Raw genomic sequence first — 697 nt, 5'->3', positions numbered from 1 at the left:
AGTTGTTCTGGGGGAAGCCGAGGTTGAGTCCGCCGTGGCTGGGGTCGAGCCAGCGGGTGGTGACGACCTTGCCGCGGGTGAAGAAGTGCACGCCTTCGGTGCCGTGGGCGTGGGTGTCGCCGAAGAGGGAGTTCTTCCAGCCGCCGAAGGAGTAGTACGCCATGGGGACGGGGATGGGGACGTTGATGCCGACCATGCCGACCTCGACCTCGTTCTGGAAGCGTCGGGCGGCGCCGCCGTCGTTGGTGAAGATGGCGGTGCCGTTGCCGAACGGGCTGGAGTTCACCAGTTCCAGGGCCTGGTCGTAGGTCTCGACGCGGATGACGGAGAGGACGGGTCCGAAGATTTCGTCGGTGTAGACGCTCATGTCGGTGGTGACGTGGTCGATCAGGGTCGGGCCGAGCCAGAACCCGTCCGCACCGCCGTCGGCCTGCACGGTGCGCCCGTCCACGACGATCGTGGCGCCGTCGTTTTCGCCGGCGTCGATGTAGGAGGCGACCTTGTCGCGGTGCACCTTGGTCACCAGCGGGCCCATGTCGGAATCGAGGGTGCCGTCGCCGATCTTCAACGTGTCGGTGCGGTCCTTGATCTTGGCGACGAGTTCGTCGGCGATGTCGCCGACCGCGACCAGGGCGCTGATGGCCATGCAGCGTTCGCCGGCGGAGCCGAAGCCGGCGTTGACCATGGCGTCGGCGGC

General features: G+C 67.3%; 1 protein-coding gene. It reads right to left on the bottom strand.

What is annotated here, in order from left to right; all coding sequences use genetic code 11:
• A partial coding sequence (locus G9373_RS45545) for an aldehyde dehydrogenase family protein (RefSeq protein ID WP_167121394.1) occupies positions 1-697 on the bottom strand: 697 nt, incomplete at both ends.

Source organism: Rhodococcus sp. A14, from assembly GCF_011603105.1.
GTDB classification, from domain to species: Bacteria; Actinomycetota; Actinomycetes; order Mycobacteriales; family Mycobacteriaceae; genus Rhodococcus_F; species Rhodococcus_F opacus.
This window is presented reverse-complemented; position numbering and strand designations above follow the sequence as displayed.